The organism is Cryptosporangium minutisporangium, from assembly GCF_039536245.1.
Lineage (GTDB): Bacteria > Actinomycetota > Actinomycetes > Mycobacteriales > Cryptosporangiaceae > Cryptosporangium > Cryptosporangium minutisporangium.
In genome coordinates, this window is the sequence record NZ_BAAAYN010000017.1 from 437,488 (window position 1) to 454,025 (window position 16,538).

At 69.2% G+C, this 16,538-nt stretch carries 21 protein-coding genes and 1 tRNA gene; 10 read left to right on the plus strand and 12 right to left on the minus strand.

The window, feature by feature from the left end:
- Window positions 1–35: 35 nt before the first annotated feature.
- A complete protein-coding gene (locus ABEB28_RS13755) occupies window positions 36–800 on the minus strand; it encodes an MBL fold metallo-hydrolase (RefSeq protein WP_345728441.1) in 765 nt (254 codons plus the stop codon).
- Window positions 797–1,714: an NUDIX hydrolase gene (locus ABEB28_RS13760; protein WP_345728442.1), complete on the minus strand. Its 918-nt coding sequence runs from the start codon at window positions 1,712–1,714 to the stop codon at window positions 797–799. The genes ABEB28_RS13755 and ABEB28_RS13760 overlap by 4 nt, the downstream gene beginning before the upstream one ends.
- A 118-nt stretch (window positions 1,715–1,832) precedes the next feature.
- Between ABEB28_RS13760 and ABEB28_RS13765 the strand changes: the two genes are divergently transcribed.
- Window positions 1,833–2,768 (plus strand): MerR family transcriptional regulator, encoded by a 936-nt coding sequence (locus tag ABEB28_RS13765; RefSeq protein WP_345728443.1) that lies wholly within the window; start codon window positions 1,833–1,835, stop codon window positions 2,766–2,768.
- A gap of 4 nt (window positions 2,769–2,772) precedes the next feature.
- Here ABEB28_RS13765 and ABEB28_RS13770 read toward each other — a convergent pair whose 3' ends face one another.
- Together ABEB28_RS13770 and sp36 are read right to left on the minus strand one after the other, a co-directional pair.
- Entirely contained in the window at window positions 2,773–3,231 is a 459-nt protein-coding gene (locus ABEB28_RS13770) for a RidA family protein (RefSeq protein WP_345728444.1), read from the minus strand.
- 68 nt (window positions 3,232–3,299) lie between these two features.
- A complete protein-coding gene (gene sp36, locus ABEB28_RS13775; RefSeq protein ID WP_345728445.1) occupies window positions 3,300–3,461 on the minus strand; it encodes a Sp36 family protein in 162 nt (53 codons plus the stop codon).
- A gap of 56 nt (window positions 3,462–3,517) precedes the next feature.
- Here sp36 and bagA point away from each other — a divergent pair, with 56 nt between their 5' ends.
- Window positions 3,518–4,510, plus strand: coding sequence for an ATPase BagA (gene bagA, locus ABEB28_RS13780; protein WP_376981524.1), 993 nt, complete (start codon window positions 3,518–3,520; stop codon window positions 4,508–4,510).
- A gap of 11 nt (window positions 4,511–4,521) precedes the next feature.
- Entirely contained in the window at window positions 4,522–5,634 is a 1,113-nt protein-coding gene (gene bagB / locus ABEB28_RS13785; protein WP_345728643.1) for an ArsA family ATPase, read from the plus strand.
- 66 nt (window positions 5,635–5,700) lie between these two features.
- On the opposite strand, the gene ABEB28_RS13790 is transcribed toward bagB, so the two are convergent.
- A complete protein-coding gene (locus tag ABEB28_RS13790; protein WP_345728644.1) occupies window positions 5,701–5,991 on the minus strand; it encodes a WhiB family transcriptional regulator in 291 nt (96 codons plus the stop codon).
- 285 nt (window positions 5,992–6,276) lie between these two features.
- On the opposite strand from ABEB28_RS13790, the gene ABEB28_RS13795 reads away from it, so the two are divergent.
- Window positions 6,277–8,709 (plus strand): penicillin-binding protein, encoded by a 2,433-nt coding sequence (locus ABEB28_RS13795; RefSeq protein ID WP_345728447.1) that lies wholly within the window; start codon window positions 6,277–6,279, stop codon window positions 8,707–8,709.
- Between the two features lie 91 nt (window positions 8,710–8,800).
- Here ABEB28_RS13795 and ABEB28_RS13800 read toward each other — a convergent pair whose 3' ends face one another.
- Window positions 8,801–9,268: a GatB/YqeY domain-containing protein gene (locus ABEB28_RS13800; protein ID WP_345728448.1), complete on the minus strand. Its 468-nt coding sequence runs from the start codon at window positions 9,266–9,268 to the stop codon at window positions 8,801–8,803.
- A gap of 95 nt (window positions 9,269–9,363) precedes the next feature.
- Between ABEB28_RS13800 and ABEB28_RS13805 the strand changes: the two genes are divergently transcribed.
- Window positions 9,364–10,299 (plus strand): metallophosphoesterase, encoded by a 936-nt coding sequence (locus ABEB28_RS13805; protein ID WP_345728449.1) that lies wholly within the window; start codon window positions 9,364–9,366, stop codon window positions 10,297–10,299.
- Window positions 10,300–10,315: 16 nt separating this feature from the next.
- Window positions 10,316–10,392, plus strand: a tRNA-Pro gene (locus tag ABEB28_RS13810).
- A gap of 93 nt (window positions 10,393–10,485) precedes the next feature.
- Here the strand turns inward: ABEB28_RS13810 and ABEB28_RS13815 are convergent.
- Window positions 10,486–10,911 carry a type II toxin-antitoxin system VapC family toxin gene (locus tag ABEB28_RS13815; protein ID WP_345728450.1) on the minus strand — a complete coding sequence of 142 codons (426 nt, stop codon included), beginning with the start codon at window positions 10,909–10,911 and terminating at the stop codon, window positions 10,486–10,488.
- Complete coding sequence (locus tag ABEB28_RS13820) at window positions 10,911–11,168, minus strand: type II toxin-antitoxin system Phd/YefM family antitoxin (RefSeq protein WP_345728451.1); 258 nt, start codon at window positions 11,166–11,168, stop codon at window positions 10,911–10,913. Before ABEB28_RS13820 ends, ABEB28_RS13815 begins: the two co-directional genes overlap by 1 nt.
- A 175-nt stretch (window positions 11,169–11,343) precedes the next feature.
- On the opposite strand from ABEB28_RS13820, the gene ABEB28_RS13825 reads away from it, so the two are divergent.
- Entirely contained in the window at window positions 11,344–11,784 is a 441-nt protein-coding gene (locus ABEB28_RS13825) for a BLUF domain-containing protein (RefSeq protein ID WP_345728452.1), read from the plus strand.
- A 55-nt stretch (window positions 11,785–11,839) separates the two neighbouring features.
- On the opposite strand, the gene ABEB28_RS13830 is transcribed toward ABEB28_RS13825, so the two are convergent.
- Together ABEB28_RS13830 and ABEB28_RS13835 are read right to left on the minus strand one after the other, a co-directional pair.
- Window positions 11,840–12,241 carry a type II toxin-antitoxin system VapC family toxin gene (locus tag ABEB28_RS13830; RefSeq protein WP_345728453.1) on the minus strand — a complete coding sequence of 134 codons (402 nt, stop codon included), beginning with the start codon at window positions 12,239–12,241 and terminating at the stop codon, window positions 11,840–11,842.
- Window positions 12,226–12,483, minus strand: coding sequence for a type II toxin-antitoxin system Phd/YefM family antitoxin (locus ABEB28_RS13835; RefSeq protein WP_345728454.1), 258 nt, complete (start codon window positions 12,481–12,483; stop codon window positions 12,226–12,228). The genes ABEB28_RS13830 and ABEB28_RS13835 overlap by 16 nt, the downstream gene beginning before the upstream one ends.
- 242 nt (window positions 12,484–12,725) lie before the next feature.
- Here ABEB28_RS13835 and ABEB28_RS13840 point away from each other — a divergent pair, with 242 nt between their 5' ends.
- Window positions 12,726–13,685, plus strand: coding sequence for a hypothetical protein (locus tag ABEB28_RS13840; RefSeq protein WP_345728455.1), 960 nt, complete (start codon window positions 12,726–12,728; stop codon window positions 13,683–13,685).
- Between the two features lie 361 nt (window positions 13,686–14,046).
- Window positions 14,047–14,790 (plus strand): glutaminase, encoded by a 744-nt coding sequence (locus tag ABEB28_RS13845; RefSeq protein WP_345728456.1) that lies wholly within the window; start codon window positions 14,047–14,049, stop codon window positions 14,788–14,790.
- A 15-nt stretch (window positions 14,791–14,805) separates the two neighbouring features.
- Here the strand turns inward: ABEB28_RS13845 and ABEB28_RS13850 are convergent, their stop codons facing one another.
- Window positions 14,806–15,057 carry a hypothetical protein gene (locus ABEB28_RS13850; RefSeq protein WP_345728457.1) on the minus strand — a complete coding sequence of 84 codons (252 nt, stop codon included), beginning with the start codon at window positions 15,055–15,057 and terminating at the stop codon, window positions 14,806–14,808.
- Window positions 15,058–15,390: 333 nt separating this feature from the next.
- On the opposite strand from ABEB28_RS13850, the gene ABEB28_RS13855 reads away from it, so the two are divergent.
- A complete protein-coding gene (locus ABEB28_RS13855) occupies window positions 15,391–16,077 on the plus strand; it encodes a SecDF P1 head subdomain-containing protein (protein ID WP_345728458.1) in 687 nt (228 codons plus the stop codon).
- A gap of 23 nt (window positions 16,078–16,100) precedes the next feature.
- Here the strand turns inward: ABEB28_RS13855 and ABEB28_RS13860 are convergent, their stop codons facing one another.
- Entirely contained in the window at window positions 16,101–16,514 is a 414-nt protein-coding gene (locus tag ABEB28_RS13860; RefSeq protein WP_345728459.1) for a nuclear transport factor 2 family protein, read from the minus strand.
- Window positions 16,515–16,538: the final 24 nt, after the last annotated feature.

Sequence of the window (16,538 nt, forward strand, 5' to 3'; positions counted from 1 at the left end):
CGAAGGCGGCGGTGCCCACTGGAGGGTCGGACAGGTCATGGTCGGCCAGTCACCCGGAGGTAATCGAGCTGGGCGCGCACCGAGAGCTCGGCAGCGGGCCAGACCGACCGGTCGACGTCGGCGTAGACGGTCGCGACCACCTCCGCGGGGCTCGCCGCTCCCGCCGCCACCGCGGCCTCCACCTGGGCGAGCCGCTCGGCCCGGTGCCGGAGGTAGTACCCGGCCACCGCCTCGGCGTCCGGCAGCACCGGGCCGTGCCCGGGCAGGACCGGGATCGATCCCAGCCCGCGTAGTCGCTCCAGGCTGGTCAGGTAGTCCCCGAGCTGGCCGTCCGGCCAGGCGACGACCGTGGTGCCCCGCCCGAGGATCGTGTCGCCGGTGAGGACCGCCTCGTCCCCGATGACGAAGGACACCGAGTCGGCCGTGTGACCCGGAGTTCCGAACGTCCGGATCCGCAGCCCGGCGACGTCCAGCGGCTCCCCGTCGGCCACCAGCGCCTGGCCTCCCACCGCGTGCGCCGGATCGAGCGCGAGCACGTCCGAGCCGGTCATCTCGGCGAACCGGCGCGCACCCTCGGCGTGGTCGGGGTGGCCGTGGGTCAGCAGCGTGGCGGCTACTGGGCCGAGGGCAGCCACCCGCTCGAGGTGCGACGGCATCAGCGGACCCGGGTCCACCACGACACAGCTGGTCGAGCCGGGCGCGCGCAGCACCCAGGTGTTGGTGCCGTCCAGCGTCATCGGTCCGGGGTTGTCGGCGCGGACGAGCGTCGCCCAGTTCGGGACCCAGTCGGGAAGACTCACGACGGCGAACTCCCACCGCGTTCGACCGCAGGCGGCCGCCCGTGCCGCGCGATACCCGCCATCAGCCCTGCCACGAACTCCGGCGTCACGCCGGCCGGCAGCAACTCGAGCGACTCCGGCGGAAGCGTCAGCCGTGGCCCGTCGGAACCCGCGTGGTAGATCGGCTGGATGGGCCGGATGGTCCGGGCGCCGGCGGCCGCGAACACGTCCGCCAGCGTGTCGTACTCGGCCAGGCTCAGCAGCGTGGACGCCGTCGGCGGCAGCATGCCCAACTCGCCGCGCTCCACGGTGGCGAGCGCCTCGGACGGCCGCAGCCAGAGCCCTCGGGTCGCCTCGCCGGAGGGCTGCTGCACCTCCTGCCCGCCCGGTAGCCCGGCGACGAAGAACCGGGTGTCGAACCGGCGTTTCTCGGCCTCCGGAGTGATCCAGTGGGTCCACGGGCGGACCAAGTCGGTACGGATCACCAGCCCTCGGGTGGCCAGCAGCTCCGGAAGCGTCGTCGCACCCGCTTCGAGCGCGGCCCGGTCGTGCGCGAGCTCGCCGTGGTCGGGGAACGGACGCCCGTCGACCGGCTCCGCCAGCAGGACGCCGATCTCCTCGAACGTCTCGCGGACCGCGGCGGTGACCAGCGCGCGAGACAGGTCCGCGTCGGCTCCGAGCGGCCATTCGGCGGGGTCGGGGCCCCGCCAGGACCCCGGCGGTACGTAGTCGCCCGGGTCGACCGACCCGCCGGGGAAGACAGTGAGACCGGCGAACGCGGCGAGGCGAGTCGACCGGACGAGCAGATAAGCCTCGAGCCCGCCGGACGCATCGCGGAGCAAGATCGTGGTGGCGGCGTCGCGCGGCGTGGCCGGTCGCGGGTGCTGCGCGGGCCGTCCTGCGTCTGCGGCCTCGGCCGGCACTCCGGGAACCATGAGGGCATCGTAGGTCGTGCACCCCTGTCGTCGACCTGCTGTCAACGATCTCAGCCCCCGGTCGCGCGGATCTTGCCGCGCAGAACCCGGCTCGCCGCCGTGGAGTACGGTGCCAGCTGTGACGGGGCGCCACCACGGAGATTACAGAGAGTCTGCCACCATCCCCACCACCGCGCTGCCCGGGCTTCCACCTGAACAGCCAGCCCCGAGCCGGGAACTGCCTACCGAGCTGAGCGTCGAACAACTGGCCGAACATTGCCGGGTCAGCGTCCGGCTGGTGCGGGCGCACCAGTCCCGGCGGCTGCTGCACCCGCCGCGCCGGGTCGGTCGCCGCAGCGTGTACGACCACTCGCACATCGACCGGCTCGAGCTGATCCAGCGGCTGCAGCAGGCCGGTTTCTCGCTCGCCGCGATCCGCGCGCTGCTGCAGACCGGCCACAACGCGCCGGAGCTGGCGCTCGCGTGGCACTCCCAGGGCCTGGCGATGCGCTTTCCGTCGCCCACCGACACCTCGGACCCGGATCTGCAGGTGGAGCCCGAGGGCGTGGCCGACCTGCACGCGCAGCCGGGTGCGTGGGAGGCGCTGGAGTCCTACGGGCTGGTCAGCCGCGGCCGGGACGGCCACTGGCACGGCACCCACCCGGTGCTCGTCGCGGTGGGCCGTCGGGCGCGGGAGATGGGGCTGCCGTCGCCGGAGATCACCCGGCTGCAGCTACGGGTGGCGGCGGCCACGCTGGAGCTCTCCCGGGAAATTCTGGAGGCGTTCACCCGGGTGTTCGCCGAACGGCCCGCGCCGGACCCGTCGCGTCCGGCGGATGCCGTCCCGGCCGTCTCGGCGGGGGCCCCGCGGGTTCCGCAGCCGCGGGCCGGCGACGCGGAGCCGTCCGAGGTCGTCGGCAACGGGCGGGTGGACGACCGAGCCCGGCTGATCGAGGACTACGCCGGCATGTCCTCGGTAGCGACCGCGCTGGTGACCGCCACGTTCGAGGTCCAGCTCAGCCGCGTGGTGCGGGGCGTCGTCGGTATCCCGTCCGACACCCCGCCGCTCGCGTGAGCGCTCAACGCACCTCGACGATCAGCTCGACCTCGACCGGAGCGTCGAGCGGCAGCACCGCCACCCCCACCGCGCTCCGGGCGTGCTTGCCCGCGTCGCCGAACACGGCTCCGAACAGCTCGCTCGCGCCGTTCACCACGCCGGGCTGACCGGTGAACCCGGGCGCGGACGCGACGTACCCGACCGCCTTCACGACCCGCACGACGTCGTTCAGGTCGACGACGGACGCCACCGCGGCTAGCGCGTTCAGCCCGGCGGTCCGCGCCAGCTCGTAGCCGGTCTCCGCGGATACCTCGGCGCCGAGCAGTCCGGTGACGGGCAGCTTGCCGTCGACCATCGGCAGCTGACCGGAGGTGTAGACGTACGAACCGGTGCGCACCGCGGGCACGTACGCGGCCACCGGGGCCGGTACGACCGGCAGCGTCAGACCCAGCTCCGCGAGTCGTTGTGCGACGTTGCTCACTGAATTCCCCTCGAACGGCGCCTGCTGAGGGCGCTCGCCCTCAGAGAAAGCCGGGCGTTGGAAGGAGCTCACTGGCCTTCCTTCGGGCGCTTCAGGTAGGCGACGAGCTGCTCGGCGCTCGGACCGGGCACCACGGCGACCAGTTCCCAGCCGTCTTCACCCCAGTTGTCCAGAATCTGCTTCGTGGCGTGCACGAGCAGTGGAACCGTCACGTACTCCCACTTCGTCATGGCCGCACCCTACTGGGAGCGCGATGCCGACCGGCGCCGACGGGCAGCTCGCGTGGATGCGTGGTTACGCTCGTAGAGTGCCCGAGGAATCCGCTGCGTTCCCCCAGGCGCGGCTGCACATAGTCACCGGCAAGGGCGGGACCGGGAAGACGACGGTCGCCGCGGCGCTCGCGCTCGCGCTGGCCGCTGGTGGGCGCCGGACCCTGCTCGTCGAAGTGGAGGGCCGGCAGGGCGTCGCGCAGCTGTTCGGCCTCGATCCGCTGCCCTACGCCGAGCGTCCGATCGCGGTCGCGCCCGAGGGCGGTGAGGTGCGCGCGCTCGCCGTCGACGCCGAGGAAGCCCTGCTCGAGTATCTGGAACTCTTCTACAAGCTCGGCCGGGCCGGCCGGGTCTTGAAGAAGCTCGGTGCGATCGACTTCGCGACCACGATCGCGCCCGGTATGCGCGACGTGCTGCTGACCGGCAAGGTCAAAGAGGCGGTGACCCGAGCCGATCGGGGCCGGCGCGTCTACGACGCCGTCGTGCTCGACGCTCCGCCGACCGGACGGATCGGGCGTTTCCTCAACGTCAACTCCGAGGTCGCCGGGCTGGCCAGGGTCGGACCGATCAAGACCCAGTCGGACGGTGTGATGGCCGTCCTGCGCTCGCCGATGACCGCGGTGCACCTGGTCACGCTCCTCGAGGAGATGCCGGTGCAGGAGACCTCGGACGCCGTCACCGAACTCGCCGCGATCGGGCTGCCGATCGGCGCGGTGCTGGTCAACGCGGTCCGCGGAACCTCGTTGGTCGACGCGAAGGTCACCCAGGCGGAGCTGAAGCGCGGCCTCACCGCGGCCGGGCTGCCCACTGACCGGCAAACGGTGAAGGGCCTCGTCGACGAGGTGACCGACCACGTGCGCCGGGTAGCCCTGGAACAGCGTCTGCGGTCGGAGCTGACCGAGCTCGGCCGTCCGGTGGTGGACCTGCCGTTGCTGCCGGAGGGCGTGGACACGAACGAGCTGTACGAGCTGGCCGACGTGCTGCGGAAGGCGGGGGTGCGGGCGCCGTGACCCATCTGGACATGGAGGCGCTGCTGGCCGATGCCGACACACGGATCATCGTGTGTTGCGGCTCCGGCGGTGTGGGAAAGACCACTACGGCCGCCGCGCTGGGGCTTCGCGCGGCGGAGACGGGGCGGCGCACGGTCGTGCTCACGATCGACCCTGCACGCCGGCTCGCGCAGTCGATGGGCCTCTCCGAGCTGGACAACGTCCCGCGTCGGGTGAAGGGCGTCGAGAGCGCGGCGGGTGGCGAGCTGCACGCGATGATGCTCGACATGAAACGGACGTTCGACGAAGTCGTCCTGGCGCACACCGACCCGGAGCGTGCCGAGGAGATCTTCGCGAACCCCTTCTACCAGGCGATGTCGTCCTCGTTCTCGGGGACGCAGGAGTACATGGCGATGGAGAAGCTCAGCCAGCTCCGGGCCGCCGACGAGTGGGACCTGATCATCGTCGACACGCCACCCAGCCGCTCGGCCCTCGACTTCCTGGACGCGCCGCAGAACCTGGCCCGTTTCCTCGACGGTCGGCTGCTCAAGCTGCTGCTGGCGCCCGCGAAGTCCGGCGGGCGCGGCATGCTGAAGATGATGTCGGCCTCGTTCGGGCTGTTCAGCCGCGTGATCACGAAGGTCCTCGGCACGCAGCTGCTGGACGACGTCTCGACGTTCGTCGCCGCGCTGGATTCGATGTTCGGCGGCTTCCGGGAGCGCGCCCAGCGCACCTACGACCTGTTGAAAACGCCGGGCACCGCGTTCGTCGTCGTGGCGGCTCCGGAGCCGGACGCCGTGCGGGAGGCGTCGTACTTCGCGGACCGCCTCCTCGCGGAGGGAATGCCGCTGGCGGGGCTGGTTCTCAACCGGGTGCACGCCACCGAGGTGCCGGGGCTCTCCGCGGCCGAGGCGTTGACCGCCGCGGAGGAGTTGGAGCGCACCGACGGGTCGTCGGTGACCGCCGAGGTGCTACGGCTCCACGCCGGCCTCTCCCGGCTGGTGGAGCGCGAGCGGCGGATCGCGGCGGGGTTCACCACCGCGCACCCGGAGGTTCCCGTCGTCGAGGTGCCGGCCGAAGCCGAGGACGTCCACGATCTCGACGGCTTGCGCCGGGTGGGCGCGGCGCTCGTCCGTACTGCGTAGGCGCGCCGCGCCGGTACTGCTCAGGTTCGCCGCCGGGGGCCTCGGCCCGGGCCGGAACCTGGTTGCTCAGCCGGTGGGCTGCAGGTCGTGCGCCTTACGGGCGGACTCGAGAAGCTTCCACCACGAGGTCACGTCGGGGCGTCGGCGTAAAAGTGCACGACGCTCGCGCTCGGTCATACCGCCCCAGACCCCGAACTCGACACGGTTGTCGAGGGCATCAGCGAGGCATTCCGTCCGAACCGGACAACCCATACACACCGTCTTGGCACGGTTCTGCGCCGCACCCTGGACGAAGAGCGAGTCCGGATCGCTGGCGCGACAGGCCGCACGTCCAGCCCAGTCAGCGATCATTCCCATCTCTGCCCCCTTCAGCGTCACGCCGTCCCGGCAAGGCTCGTCAGGCACGCAAAATCCGTGTGGGCGACGCCGTGTCGGTCCGGCATGCCTGCCCCAGGACGGTAAGAAAGCGACAGTGGCGGTTGGCAGCGGCCATTCGGGTGGTCTTTCACCAGCACTAATGGGCAGTGGCTATCCACCGTATGGTGGAAGGAGCCCTGTTCAGAGGTGGTGCCCCTGGTCACACCAACCCGTGAGTAACCTCGACGGCCTGGATTCTGGGTATCGCTGCGTACTCTGGGCGCCGTGAAGTTGCCTCAGGACCGCACGCTCGCCAATGTCGTCTCACTGGTGCTCTGCGGAATCCTCGCCGGCGTAGTGATCGCCGCCGCCGCGTTCCCCGCGGTGGGCGTGTCCGGTTTAACCGCTAAGTCGGCTTCGGATTCCTTCAGTGACCTGCCGGCCGAGATCAAGATCCCTCCCGTGCCGCAGGTCTCGATTCTTTACGCGAGCAACGGTAAGACAGAGATCGCCCGGTTCTACGACGAAAACCGGCGGAACGTGAAGCTCGGCGACGTCGCACCAGTGATGCGACAGGCGATCGTGGCCGCCGAGGACAACCGGTTCTACGATCACCAGGGTGTCGACGCCCGGGGCATCGTCCGCGCGTTCGTGCGGAACCAGAGCAACGGCCAGGTCACCCAGGGCGCTTCCACGCTGACCCAGCAGTACGTGCGGTCGATCCTGAAGTACGGCGCGACCAACTCCGAAGAACTCCGCCTGGCCACCGAGGACACGGCCGGCCGGAAGCTGCGCGAGATGCGGTACGCGATCGCGCTGGAGAAGGAACTCTCCAAGGACCAGATCCTGGAGAATTACCTCAACATCACGTACTTCGGTAACCAGGGCTACGGCATCTACGCCGCGTCGTGGGTGTACTTCAGCAAGCCGCCGTCGGAGCTGACTCTCGCGGAAGCCGCGATGATCGCCGGGATGGCGCAGAACCCGACCCAGTACAACCCGGTCGAAAACAAGCAGTTCGGCACCAAGCCGGCGGAAGACCGGCGCGAGTACGTGCTGAACCAGATGGTGAAGCTGAAGTACATCACCCAGGCCGAGGCGGACGCCGCGAAGAAGGGCGACCTCGGGCTGAACCCGAAGGCCCAGGCGCAGTCCTGCGAGAACGGGAACACCGCCTACGGGTTCTTCTGCGGCTGGTTCCTCGACTGGTGGAAGTCGAACCCGAAGTTCGGCAAGACGCGCACCGAGCGTGAGGACGACCTCCGCAAGGGCGGCTACAAGATCGTGTCGTCCCTCGACGTCCGGATGCAGAAGGCGGCGCAGCAGCAGATCGACGAGCGGCTGGACGTGAACAGCCGCTTCGCGACCGGAATCGTGATGGTCGAGCCGGGTACCGGTCGGGTCAAGGCGATGGCGATCAACCGCAAGTACGGCATCCCCAAGAACCAGGGCAAGAAGACCTACCCGTACACCGTGAATCCGCTGCTCTCCGGTTCCAACGTGTCCCCGGGTTACCAGGCCGGATCGACGTTCAAGATGTTCACCGCGGTCGCGGCACTGGAGAAGAACATCCCGCTGAGCAACACGATCTACGCGCAGGACCGGTACGTGTCGCAGTACAACGGCGGGTGCAAGACCGGCCCCAAGTACTGCCCGAAGAACGCGTCGCCCACGATGAAAGGGCTGCAGACGATGTCGAGCGCGTTCGGCGAGTCGGCTAACACCTACTTCATCCCGTTGGAGGAGCAGGTCTCGGTCAAGGCCGCGGTCAGCGCCGCCGAGAAGCTCGGCGTCGAGTTCCGGGCCAGCGTCGACGTGAAGAACAAGCGTGATGCGCAGACCGATCCGACCGCATGGGGATCGTTCACGCTCGGCACCGCGCAGGTCTCGCCGCTCGACATGGCGACCGCCTACGCGACGATCGCGGCGCGCGGCAAATACTGCGCACCGCTGCCGCTCAACAAGATCGCCGACCAGGAGGGCAAGCCGCTCCCCGAGCTGTCCAACCCGACCTGCAAGCAGACGATCCCGAAGCAGGTCGCGGACGCGGCTGCCGACATGGCCCGGTGCCCGGTGGGTGACAACTCGATGGTCGGCCTGTCGTGCACGCACCCCGGCGGCGGTCGTACCGCGGCCAGCGTCGGCCGGGTGATCGATCGGCCGGTGGCCGGCAAGACCGGTACCACCGACGACAACAACGCGGCCTGGTTCGTCGGCTTCACGCCGAACCTCGCGGCCGCTGGCTTCCTCGCGAACCCGGACAAGTACCTCGACTCGGTACCGAACACGCAGATCCCGATCGACGCCACCCGCGACGCACTGAACATCGCACTCCAGAAGCTGCCGGTGAAGCAGTTCATCGCGCCGACGAGCAAGCTGGCCTACGGCGTGCGGGTGACGGTGCCGGACACGACCGGCGACTCGGTGGACTCCGCGACCCGCAAGCTCCGGGAGGCGGGCTTCGAGGTACGGCTGTCGCCGACCCGGGTGAGCTCCGACATCGGCGAGGGCCGGGTGGCCCGGACCGATCCGGCCGGAGGCAGCGACAGCACGAAGGGCAGCGTCGTCACGATCGTGTTGAGCAACGGGCAGCCACCGGAACCGGAGAAGCCGGATCCCAGTGAGCCTGGTGAGGATCCGGGCGACCAGATCCGGGACCAGATCTGCTCCACCAACCCCGCACTGCCGATGTGTCAGACCGAACCCGGCGGTAACTAGCTCTGATACGTCGCGGCCCCCGATCAGGTGATCGGGGGCCGCGACGTTCGTTCGGGGCTTCTCGAGGGCGGGCGGCCCGTGCCGTGCCGCCTCAGGCGGAGAGCTGGCGCTTCACCTCGGCGGCCACCCGGCCACCCTGCGCCCGGCCCGCCACGGCGGCCTGAACCGCCTTCATGGCCTTCCCCATCTGCTTGACGTCGGTGACGCCGGCCTCGCCGAGCGCCGCCGCGACGACGGCGGACAGCTCCTCGTCGCCCAGCTGCGTCGGCAGGTAGCGGGAGAGAACTTCACCCTCGGCGCGCTCCCGGTCCGCACGATCGGCCCGTCCGCCCGACGCAAAGGCCTCAGCGGCCTCAACGCGCTTCTTGGCTTCCCGGGTAAGCACCCGGAGCACTTCGTCGTCAGAGAGCTCACGAGCGGCCTTTCCGGCCACCTCCTCGTTGCGGATCGCAGTGAGCGCCATTCGCAACGTCGAGGTGACCAGTTCGTCCCTTGCTTTCATCGCGGTCGTGAGGTCGGTCGAGAGGCGGGTCTTCAGGCCGCCCGCAGCAGTGCTCATGGCAGGAACGCTACTCCCGGTCGCGGCCGACACCGGAGGGATTTGCGGACAGCTCCGAAACGCCGGTGCGACCCTGCGTGTGTACGCTGCCGGGCATGAAGTGGGGTACCCGTCTGTCACTGGGCGTGGTCGGCGCTGGCGCGGCGACCGTGGTGTACGCGTCGGCCTTCGAGCGGCGACGGTGGACGCTCCGCCGGTTCGACGTCCCGGTGCTCGCCCAGGACGCCGAACCGCTCCGCATCCTGCACGTGTCCGATCTGCACATGCTCCCGGGCCAGCACGGCAAGCAGGAGTGGGTCCGCAGCCTGAACGCGCTGGACCCCGACTTCGTCGCACTCACCGGCGACAACCTCTCGTCGCCGGACGCCGTTCCCGCGGTGCTCGACGCGCTCGGACCGCTGCTCGGGCGTCCCGGAGCGTTCGTCTTCGGCTCTAACGACTACTACGGGCCGGTCCCGAAGAACCCGTTCAAGTACTTCAACAAGCACCACAAGCGGACGCACGGCCCCGAACTGCCGTGGACCGACCTCCGCGACGCCCTGGCCGAAGCCGGCTGGGCCGACCTCACGAACGCGAAGGCCTCGGTCGTCGCTGGCGGCCGCACGATCGAACTCGGCGGCGTCGACGACCCGCACCTCAAGCTCGACGACTACCCGGCCATCGCCGGCGCCCTCGACCCGGCGGCCGATCTCCACCTCGGGCTGGTCCACGCACCGGAGCCGCGGGTCCTCGATCAGTTCGCCACCGACGGGTACGACCTGGTGCTCGCCGGACACACCCACGGCGGCCAGCTGCGCGTGCCGGGCTACGGGGCGCTGGTCACCAACTGCGGCATCGAACGTGATCTCGCTCGCGGTGCCCACCGTTGGAACGGGGACACCTGGATCCACGTTTCCGCAGGTATGGGCACCTCTCCGTACGCTCCGATCCGGTTCGCGTGCCCACCGGAGGTGAGCCTGCTCACGCTCGTACCGCGACCGGAGCACGGGGCACGCGATACCCGCGCGCAACAGGCCGCGGGCGTCAGTTAGACTTCCTCCGTGCCGCCGGGGTGTGGCGCAGCTTGGTAGCGCGCTTCGTTCGGGACGAAGAGGCCGTGGGTTCGAATCCCGCCACCCCGACCACGTAGTACCAGGTAGATGGCCAGTTTCCACACCGGAAGCTGGCCATTTTGCTGCCGTGACCGTCGTTGACCGTGGACTCTGCAGCCGTGACCGTCAGGTGTCGGCCTGCCACGGGTTGATGACCTCCACGCCCGTAGGCGCGAAATCGGACACGTTTCGGGTCACGACCGGCATCCCGTGCACGAGTGCGGTCGCCGCGATCAGCGAGTCCCGGATGGGTTGCGGGTCGGGGACGTGCAGCGCAGCGCTGCGCAGGGCTACGGCGGTGTCCACCGGGAGAACCCGCTCTGCGAAGGCCAGCAAAACCTGCGCTTCCAGCCAGCGACGCAGCACCGCCCCCTGCGCCGAATCTCGCCGCTCGGTCAGGAGGACCCCGACTTCCAGCTCCTGAACCGTAACCGCCGAGATGAACATGCTGCTCGCTGCGGCACCGGCAGCCCAGTCGACGACGTTCTTGTCGGCCTTGCCCGCCTTGGCCTTCCGCAGTTCGGAGACGACGTTCGTATCGAGCAGGAACATCAGCTCAAGTCCGCTGGCCGGGCGACGTCACGCGAAGTAGTGGTCTCCAACTCGACCTCCGCCTCGTCCACGGGGACGCCGAGCAGGTCGACAATGCTGTCGTGACTGCCGGTCAACCGCTGATACTCGTCGAAGGTCAGCAGCACATGAGCCGGGCGACCGCGGTCGGTGATGAAGACCGGACCACTGCGAGCCGCGTTCTTCGCCCGGCCGGTGTCCTGGTTGAACTCGCGACTCGACAACGTAGTGATGGCCATTGCTACCACCCCCTTCGGGCCGTAGCAATGTTACTACATTTGCCAGGCATCCAGCCTCGGTTGCCCATCGCTAGGTTGGGACGAACCCCCGCCGACTCGGTAAAACCGTCTCGCCTACCTGTGGTCCCGCTGCAGTCAATCAGGAGAAACATGAATTAAGGGTTAAAATAGGTCTATGCCGCTCTCGCAACTCGTGTACACCAGCGAGGCACGAAGTCTCGGCGTAGGAGGCATCCAGAGGATCCTCGAGCAGGCCCGCGCGGGGAACTGGCGAGCCAAGGTAACCGGCGTACTAATCTTCGACGGCACTCACTTCTGCCAGTGCCTCGAGGGTGACCGAGAACAGGTCACGGCACTGTTCTGCAAGATCGCGGCGGATCCCCGCCACGCCAGGGTCTGCCTCGTCACCGTTGCCGACGTGGAGGAACGCGATTTCCCCAACTGGAGCATGGGTTGTGTGCCCAGCGACTCTCCGGACGTGCAAGCCACGCTGAGCGAGTTCCGCCCAACCGCGGAATTCGATCCAGAACATCTGCTGTCACCGTCGGCCACCGCCCTGATGAAGCGCATGCGCGACCTGCAGCGCACGGGAATCATCCAGAAGCTTCGCCGGTAACCGCGCAGCCCGCGCTGGGACGTGCCCATGGTCGACGATCGCAGTGGCGGCGGCGTCAGTCGGGTTGTGTGGCCAGGACGTTGGGTAGGTCACCGAAGCGCGCTGCGGCGTCTCGGCTGACAATGATCCGTCCAGTTTCCGAGGAGTGGGCCGCGATGATCAAGTCATGCGCGCCCCGTGGCGTCCCAGCACGTCGGACCTGCGCTATGAGGCGAGCGTGATGGACAGCCGTAGTTTCGGTGTACTCCAGGACTTCTATATTGGCGATGATCGCAGCGAGGGCGCGCGCACGGTCAGCGGCGCGTGCCACGGTGTCCGCCAGCTCGATACCGACCCGGTACTCGGCGATGGTGACCGCTGCCACCGCCAACTCGTCGTTGTCGAGGGAGTTCCGGTCGAGCGTATTTCGTTCATAGGCGATGAGGACGTTGGTATCGAGGATCAGGCGTCGGCCCACGGGTCCGTCCGGTCGTTGGCGACATAGGTGAGAGCGTCAGCAATATCTGCCTCGAACCGCTCGTCCGGCGGCGAAGTCTCGGCCAGTGCCTGCCGAAGATCCCGGCCGGTCCGGCGATGCGCTGGACGGATTTCGGCGACCGCGCGGTTTCCGCGCGTCACGGTGACGGTCTCCCCACGCTCGATTGCATCGAGAAGGTCCGAGAACTTCCGAGACGCCTCCGTAGCGGAGATGGTTCTCATGACAGCGAGTTTATCTGAAAATCAGATTTCTGGATGACGCACATCAGGCTCGCGTTCGGGCCACGATCGGACTCCAGGCACGAGGGGATCCTCGCGGCCCCCCGCGAACTGACCCGAGAGGCGCCCCGCGGGTCCGGCCAGGATCAACGCCTCGGGCGATCAATCATCCCTCGCGAGCGATGTCCCCAGCCATCTGCCCACCTAGCGTCCGCAGCGACCCCTCCGAACGGTAGGAGCTGCGCATGGGTGCCTCGCACCGATCTCGTCCGGTGGGTATCGCGTTCGTCGCCGCAGCGCTTGCCTGCGGGCTCGCCGCCTGTTCGGGCGGAGATCCCGCGGCGCGACCGTCCGACCGTCCGACGTCGGACGCGACCGCGAACTTACCCTCGCCGGACCGAACCGTCGACCGGAGCGTCCCGGCCGACGACGCACCTACCGAGCAGGCACCGACGGAGGAAGCGCCGGCCGAGGGCGCACCGGCCGACAGTCCACGACCCACCCGCAGTTTCGACGTGGACCGAAGCGCGACACCGGACGAGCCGCAGGAACCGGCGGAGTCCGCGCGGCCACCGCTCGCGGCGTCCCCCGGAGAGACGCCTGCGGCGGAGCCGACGCGGTCCCAGCCGGCCGACGTGCGGCCCGCGGAGTCGCAGCCTGCGGCCACGCCGTCGGTAGCCGCCGCCGAAGAGAACAACACGATGGGTCCGCTGATCTGCGTTCTGGTCGTGATCGTCGCCGCGTTGGCCGGCGGTGCCCTGCTGATCTCGCGGTCGCAACGGCGGTCGGCGTGGGACCGGGAGGCCCAGGAACTGCGCGCGGAGACGCAGGCGGCTACCGACAGTCGGCTGCCGCCGGTGTTGAACACGACGGCTGTCACCGACCGCACCGTGGTCTGGCCGCCCATTCGCACCGGGTTAGTCGGTTTGGTCGGCCGCTGGGAAGCGCTCGTCCAGAATGCTCCCAATGATGCGCGGCGGGACTGGGCCGTCCGGATCGGCGGTTACCTCCAGGCGCTGATCGCGGCCGTCGACGCGGAGAGCGAGGGCATTGCAGTCGGTCGGAGCTGGCAGGATCTGCGACCCGGCGTCCTCGACGCACACCGGGTACTCACGGCGGTACTCCAGACCGATCCCGACTCGCCTCCGGTGGCCTTCTCGGCGGCACCCGGCCAGCCGCCACCGCCGCCACCACCGGCCTACTGATCCCGACGGCGGTCCGCGGGTGCCACGATCTCAACCCGCGGCGGAGGAAGAACTGACGGACCGTCCGTGACCGGCCGCGTGGGCGCCGGTACGTACGCACACGCGAGGTGAGTGGGATGGACCGAGCTGATCCGGACGTCGACGCCTATGTCTCCACCGGCGAACTGCCCTCCCCCGAGCAGGTGCGACGCTCGATCGACGAGGCCTACGAACGCTTCCGTTCGGTGACCGACGGCGAGTGCTCGCGGGTCTACCCGGCCCTCGCCGTCATGCCTCCCGATCTGTTCGGCATCTGCGCGGTCGGGACGCACGGCGGGCGGTACGGAGCCGGTGACCTCGATCGCGGGTACACGATCATGACGTGGCGAAGCCGTTCGTCTTCGCCCTTGTTTGCGACGTCCTCGGTGCGCAGAACGTCCGGCGGCGGCTCGGCGTCAACGCCACCGGCCTGCCGTTCAACTCGCTCGCGGCCGTCGAACTCGGTCCGGACGGACGGACCAACCCACTGGTCAACGCGGGAGCGATCGCCATCGCCAGCCTCGCACCCGGCGACACCCACGAGGCCCGGTGGACGTTCCTGCACGAGGGCCCTCTCCGCGTTCGCCGGCCGTCCGCTGACGCTCGACGAGGAGGTCTACGCGTCGGCCTCGGCCACCAACCACCGCAACCGCGCGCTGGCCGACCTACTGGAGAGCTACCGGTGGGCTGCGAACCCACCCAAGCGGTCGACCTGTACACCCGGCAGAGCTGTCTACGGGTGACGGCGGTGGACCTCGCGACGATGGGTGCGACGCTGGCCAACGGTGGCATCCGTCCGGGCAGCACCGACCGGGTCGTGGACACGGCGGTCTGCCACTTCGCGCTCGCGGTGATGGCCACGGCCGGGCTTTACGAGTCGTCCGGCGACTGGTTGTACGACGTCGGGGTGCCCGGAAAGAGCGGTATCGGTGGCGGCATCGTCGTCGTCTCGCCGGGCAAGGGCGCCCTGGCGACGTTCGCTCCACCGCTCGACGGTTTCGGGAACAGCATCCGGGGTCAGCTCGCGGCCCGATACCTCTCGCATCGCCTCGGGCTCACGTTGTTCGCCTCGGAGCCCACTCCATGAGCGGCGCCCGAAGCGTCACCCATCAGCCGCCTTCGGCAAGATCATGTCCGGGTGCAGCCGGTAGTAGCGGCGGCGAGGTCGTCCGTCCACCCTCGGCTTGGGTTCTTCCCAGCGGGCTACGAGCTTCCTGGTACCGAGCAGGTACGTGAGGTTCGGATGGAGCGTGCCCGACGGTCGGCCGATTCCGTTGCACAACTGCGGCGCAGTGCGCTCCTGGCCGTCGGCGAGCAGGCCGATGATCGCGTCGTTCGTGGGCGCCCAGCTCATGTTCGGACCAACCGTGAAGCGAGCATCAGCGGTCGCGGGCGTCGTTCGCTCATCGTTCCTCATTCCAGCGGGTTCGAGACTGGCGGCGAGACGGTGGGAGTGCCGGTCCCCGCAGCTGCAGTCTCTGCGGCTCGCTCGTGGATGGTGGGGGCATCAGGCGTCCCACGTCGAGCGCCGTCTGATCGTTAACGTACTGCGGCTACGCGTCGCGAGTAACCGGGCTAACGGAGGATGGAGCCTTCGCTGATCTCGCGACCCTGCCGTCGAGGTGCCGCGGTGGGTTGCGAGTGGCAGCCGTTGGGCAGGATGGGACGCCCCAGGATTGGAGGGTCAGTGGATCCCGTCGGTGGCCCGTCTCCCGACCGCGTCGACTCGCCCGATGTCTCGACGCCCGCGCAGCCGGGCGTCGTCCCCCCGACGCCCGCACCGCCGGGCACCGTTCCCCCGGCGAGCCGGAGTACCAGCCTCAGAACCGTGCGGCTCGTCGGCGGCCTCGTCGCGTTGCTGATCCTGACCATGGTCGCGGGCTGCGTCGGGCTGGTGTTATGGGTCGGACCTCCGCCCGACCCCCGCGACGGGGAGGAGCCCGGTCCCCTCACGTTCTGCTGCGAGCTCGCTGCGCCGCTGCGGATCGCGCCGGTCGTCCGCATCGACCCGGGACCCTGCACGGGTGGCAGCCTTCCCACACGTGCCGCGGGCGATGGGTGCTTTGTCCTTGATCAGGGCTATATGACCGTGCAATCGGTCGAGCGGCTCTCCCCCGTGCTCGACAAGGGCGAGACCGACGATCGTGGCGACGACCGGTGGGTACTGGAGCTGGAGTTCGTGGACCGGGACGCCGCCGCGTTCGAGCAGCTGACCAGGCAGTCGGTGGGCAAGCAGCTCGCGCTGGTGCTCGACGGCAGGGTGCTGATGGCTCCGCAGGTCGCCGAGCCGATCACCGGCAACGAGCTGCAGATCAGCGGAAACTTCACCAAGTACGACGTCGACACGATCTTCAACCAGCTGACTGGCGGCTGATCGCAGCCTGTCGGGCGACTAGGTCAGTCCTCTCGGGTCCAGGCGGGCGTGATCCGGTGCTCGCGGACGCGCCAGCCCGCCGCCGTCCGTACCAGGGTGCTGGCCATTCGCAGGCCGCCGGTGAAGTGGGGCGCTCGGCCGTCGCGGTAGTAGTACACGATCGAGTTCGCCGAGGCGGTCGCCTGGTCGCCGTCGATCTCTGCCAGCAGGTCGGTGGTCGTGTGCTGGGTGTGTTCTCCCTCGACCTCGTCCTGTCGCAGAAAGGCGACGACCATGTCGAGGCCGCGGAGTTCGCCTCCGCGCGGGGAGTGCACCGCCACGTCGTCGGCGAAGACGGTTCGGGCGTCCTCCCAGCGCTGCTCGTCGAGCAGGCGTGCGAAGCGAGTGAACAGGTCGGCGATCTCGAAACGGTCGGCGAGCAGCGCATTCGTGGACATGACCTCTTCTTCCGGTCAGAGGAT

Excerpts from the sequence above, each read along its gene's own strand:
- ABEB28_RS13760 (WP_345728442.1), bottom strand. The coding sequence starts at position 1,714 with ATGGTTCCCGGAGTGCCGGCCGAGGCCGCAGACGCAGGACGGCCCGCG.
- sp36 (WP_345728445.1), bottom strand. The coding sequence starts at position 3,461 with ATGACGAAGTGGGAGTACGTGACGGTTCCACTGCTCGTGCACGCCACG.
- bagA (WP_376981524.1), top strand. The coding sequence starts at position 3,518 with ATGCGTGGTTACGCTCGTAGAGTGCCCGAGGAATCCGCTGCGTTCCCC.
- bagB (WP_345728643.1), top strand. The coding sequence starts at position 4,522 with ATGGAGGCGCTGCTGGCCGATGCCGACACACGGATCATCGTGTGTTGC.
- ABEB28_RS13790 (WP_345728644.1), bottom strand. The coding sequence starts at position 5,991 with ATGGGAATGATCGCTGACTGGGCTGGACGTGCGGCCTGTCGCGCCAGC.
- ABEB28_RS13800 (WP_345728448.1), bottom strand. The coding sequence starts at position 9,268 with ATGAGCACTGCTGCGGGCGGCCTGAAGACCCGCCTCTCGACCGACCTC.
- ABEB28_RS13805 (WP_345728449.1), top strand. The coding sequence starts at position 9,364 with ATGAAGTGGGGTACCCGTCTGTCACTGGGCGTGGTCGGCGCTGGCGCG.
- ABEB28_RS13815 (WP_345728450.1), bottom strand. The coding sequence starts at position 10,911 with ATGTTCCTGCTCGATACGAACGTCGTCTCCGAACTGCGGAAGGCCAAG.
- ABEB28_RS13820 (WP_345728451.1), bottom strand. The coding sequence starts at position 11,168 with ATGGCCATCACTACGTTGTCGAGTCGCGAGTTCAACCAGGACACCGGC.
- ABEB28_RS13825 (WP_345728452.1), top strand. The coding sequence starts at position 11,344 with ATGCCGCTCTCGCAACTCGTGTACACCAGCGAGGCACGAAGTCTCGGC.
- ABEB28_RS13835 (WP_345728454.1), bottom strand. The coding sequence starts at position 12,483 with ATGAGAACCATCTCCGCTACGGAGGCGTCTCGGAAGTTCTCGGACCTT.
- ABEB28_RS13840 (WP_345728455.1), top strand. The coding sequence starts at position 12,726 with ATGGGTGCCTCGCACCGATCTCGTCCGGTGGGTATCGCGTTCGTCGCC.
- ABEB28_RS13850 (WP_345728457.1), bottom strand. The coding sequence starts at position 15,057 with ATGAGCTGGGCGCCCACGAACGACGCGATCATCGGCCTGCTCGCCGAC.
- ABEB28_RS13860 (WP_345728459.1), bottom strand. The coding sequence starts at position 16,514 with ATGTCCACGAATGCGCTGCTCGCCGACCGTTTCGAGATCGCCGACCTG.